Source organism: bacterium, assembly GCA_041648665.1.
Lineage (GTDB): Bacteria > UBA10199 > UBA10199 > 2-02-FULL-44-16 > JAAZCA01 > JAFGMW01.
Map to the genome: position 1 here is coordinate 1 of JBAZOP010000170.1, position 3,855 is coordinate 3,855.

The window sequence follows — 3,855 nt, forward strand, 5'->3', positions numbered from 1 at the left end:
TCTCCAGCCCGGTGAGGGAAGAGATGTAGAGCCCCATCTCCTCCGGATCGAACGGTTTCATCTCGATCGACATGGGCAACAGCGCGGCGAGCGAAGCGCGCGCCTCCTCGTGCTCGATGGGCCTTGCGGCGACAGCGATCCATGTGGAGGCGCCCTGGGCCGGCCTGCGCGAGCGTGAGACCAGCGATAGCAGAGACGCGCGCGTCACCTCGCCCTCCATCGCCGCCTGCGCGTCGTCGAGGATGAACGCGCACAACCCCTTGCCCTCGGCCAGGTGCAGGGAGAGCCGATCGCACCACGACTTGAACTCCTCCTCCTCGGCGGCGGAGCCCCACTCGATCCTCACGTCGGCGAGCTGCATGCGATACTTGAGCTCGCGCAAAAACCTGGTCTTCCCCGAGCCCATCGCGCCGGTCACGAGGCAGCCGCTCGCCGGGCCGCCCTCGCCCTTGAGCGCTTCTATGTTGGATTCGAGCGAGGCGATCTCCTCCGCGCGGCCCACGAACCTGCCCTCGTCCGGCAGATACGAGAGCAGCGTCTCGCGCGTCTCGAGCGGATAATTGGAGCCGCTCTGGCGGTTCAACTCCCTTATCACCGAGGCGGCGTTGGGAAAGCGGTTCGCAGGGTTCTTCTCAAGCAGCCTCATGATCACCGAGTCAAGCCACTTGGGCAGGGTCGGCACCGCCTTGGAGGGGGGCGGCGGTATGAACTTGAGATGGCGGGAGAGCGTCTCCGCGCTCGTCTGCGCGCGGAACGGATTCTTGCGCACGACGCACATGTACCAGAGCACGCCCAGCGAATAGAGATCTGCGCGGCCGTCCGCCCGCTCCCTGGCTATGATCTCCGGCGCCATGTAAGAGGGTGTGCCGATGAGCCTGCCCCTGGGGTCGATGCCGGCGAGCCCGAAGTCTATGATCTTTATCAGGGGGGCGCCTTCCTTGACCACGAGCACGTTGGCAGCCTTCACGTCAAAGTGGTAGATGCGAAACGAATGCAGATAGCCCAGCGCGCGAAGCGCCTGCACGAAGAGATCGGTTATCGCCTCGAGCGCAAGCCCTCGGGTCGCATTGACTATCTCCTCGCCCCTGATGATCTCCGAGGTGTAGTAGTAGCGCTGCGTCGAAAGGTCGTAGCCAAAATCTAGGATCGACGCTATGCAGGGATGGCGCATGTCCTTGAGTACGGAGAACTCGTTCTTAAACTCCTCAAGCGCCTCCTTCTTGAGGGAGGCGATCTCGGCCTTGAGGAGCTTAAGCGCACACGGACCGTCCGGCCCTTCCACAAGATAGACATCGCTGAACCCCCCGCTGCCCAGGAGTTCTTTGATTTCATACTTTGCATCGATTATCTTCAGCTCTGCCATATGATTATATTACCATATTTATATCCAGCTTAAGAGATTTAGTTTATATTAAAGAGTACATTTCATATATTATACGAAACAAACGATATATTTGTTTTATGCACTCCAATATGATTATATATCTTAAATAAAATATTTGTTCGGTCGTTAACTCATTGATAATAAATACACTAATATAGCATTGGATTTTGGCACCATCATTGCTTTAGAATAGAGTGGAGAGGGAAGGACCCTGAAGAAAGGGGAACTTCAGATGAAGATCACAAAGACCATATATCTGGGCGCCCTATCGATGATAGCGGCGGCCCTGCTAGGCGCGTGCGGCTCGGCATCCGCCCCGCCGATAGACCTGCCGGCGCCCATAACAGGCCGGGTCGACGTCTCCAGCCCGGACGACAGCGGCAACGTCACAGTGACCGGGACAGAGGGAGCGGTGACCGGGGGAGCGCTGGTCATGGTCGTCAATGAGGGCGAGGCCGAGTCCGCAAGCATAAAGCTCATGGACTACCTGATCCCGTCGGCCTACGCGGTCGAATATCCGGCGATATGCAGCACAGTCGGCCGCGTATGCGCATATGCGGAGGATGACGGATCGTTCGTCGTCGTGATAGCCGCATCTGCGGAAGATCCGCTGACCATAGGCCTCATCTACCCCTACAACGGCGCGTGGAGGAGCGAACAGATACAGCTGACGGTGCCGACACCCGCGGAGCCGGAAGAGAACTGCGCTGGGCTCGGCCTCTCGGGAAAGGCGGTCGACGTCGAGATCGCGCCCGTGAGCGGCGTGCCCGTGCTGCTCAAACAGGGAAGCGATACCACGACGAACCAGCTCGTCATAGGCGCCTCCGCCGAGACCACGGTCGCCGTGAACGGTTGCTATGCGCACTCGCTGGCCATAAGGAACATCTCCGGCGCGGACCGGATCGTGGTCACGAGCAAGGATGACAAGACGATCTGGATGGGCAAATTCCAGGAAGGCGCGTTCACGGACGAGCGCGCATTCACCCTTTCCGATGAGCCGATGCACGCGATGTTCATAGATGCGTTCGCCGCGCCCCTCGTGGCCTTCAAGACAGCCTCCTCGGTCGTGCTCTCGCTGGTCTCGATGATAGACGGGAGCATGATACAGACCCTGAGCATATCGTTCGCATCAGCCCCGCTCGAAGGACTCACGAGGAGCCTCTCGCTCGACTCCCTCAAGATGTCCATTGGAAACCAGTACCTGGGGCTCCTGATCACGGACAAGGGCGACAACGTGGACGCATACGTCACGCTGTTTCGCGCCGACGACCTGACCGAGGATGCGCTGACGGTGAAGAGGACGGGGCTCGCCGGGCTGGCTGAGGCCCCGAGCAGCATAGCCGACGGAGCGCTCTGCGTATTCAACGACGAGGATGTCGGCATCGTCATCCTCGACTCGGCGATAGCAGGGACGAACAACCTGGACGACACCAGGATCTACCATGACAGCGGCCTCTATCCCCTGTATGAAAATAGCAATCTGGATTTTGTAAAATTGTCCGACATAAAGACGAGTCATATCAACCAGCACCCGACCCTTGAGAAGTTGGAGAAGGTAGTGGTCAAGAGGTCCAGCTCTCCGGAGGTGGCGATCGCGGTCGCCGTCGACGGCACGCTGCTGATGCAGCAGATGACCGACCTGTTTCCGTACGAAACCGCCTCATGGGCCCCCTCCGGCTCCATCGTCGCGCTGGATTTGAACGACGACCTCCAACTGATGTACGGCGCGGACGTCGTCACAGGCGCGGTCATAGACGGAAGCGGGCTCGTGTACTGAATATGACGACTCTCCCGCGCATAGTATACGAGGACGAGGCCCTGTTCATCGTCGACAAACCCGCCGGGATGCCCTCGACGTCTCTCCGTGAAGGCGAACAGGGCACCCTCGCCGCCTGGCTCGCCGAGCGGAATCCCGAACAGACCAAGATCGGCAAGGACCCGCGCGAGGCGGGGCTGGTGAATCGCCTGGACAACGAGACCTCCGGCATCGTCGTGGCCGCGCGGACCACAGACGCGCATGCAGAGCTCAGGCGGCAGTTCAAAGAGGATGGAGTCAGAAAACGCTACCTCGCGCTGGTGATAGGAGAGCCGCCGGACCGCGGCATGATCGACGCGCCTATCGCGCATCACCCCTCCAAGGCGAAGAAGATGGTCGCATGTGAGACGGAGTCTCTCGCGAAAGAACTCTCGGCGAGGCCGGCCCACACCTCGTTCGAGCTCCTGGAGCGCTACAGCATGAAGGACGCGCGCTACGCGCTGCTCTCGGTCACGATCAAGACCGGCGCGAGGCACCAGATACGCGTGCACCTCGCGCACATCGGTTTCCCGATATCAGGCGACGCGATATACAGGAACCCCAAGAAGAGGGCGCAGGATCCGCTCGCTCCGGCCAGGCACCTTCTCCACAGCGCGAAGATCTCCATAGTCAATCCGCTCACGAATAAGCCGATGACCTTCGAATCGCCGCTCCC

Annotated in this window: 3 protein-coding genes; 2 read left to right on the forward strand and 1 reads right to left on the reverse strand. The window is 60.1% G+C overall.

What is annotated here, in order from left to right:
* Positions 1-1,363, reverse strand: a 1,363-nt coding sequence (locus WC683_20120) for a serine/threonine-protein kinase (protein ID MFA4974916.1), incomplete at its 3' end; no start/stop codon positions are given.
* A 253-nt stretch (positions 1,364-1,616) separates the two neighbouring features.
* Here WC683_20120 and WC683_20125 point away from each other — a divergent pair.
* Both WC683_20125 and WC683_20130 read left to right on the forward strand, forming a co-directional pair.
* Positions 1,617-3,161: a hypothetical protein gene (locus WC683_20125; GenBank protein MFA4974917.1), complete on the forward strand. Its 1,545-nt coding sequence runs from the start codon at positions 1,617-1,619 to the stop codon at positions 3,159-3,161.
* Between the two features lie 2 nt (positions 3,162-3,163).
* The coding region (locus tag WC683_20130) for an RluA family pseudouridine synthase (protein ID MFA4974918.1) at positions 3,164-3,855 on the forward strand (692 nt) is incomplete at its 3' end.

Excerpts from the sequence above, each read along its gene's own strand:
- WC683_20125 (MFA4974917.1), top strand. The coding sequence starts at position 1,617 with ATGAAGATCACAAAGACCATATATCTGGGCGCCCTATCGATGATAGCG.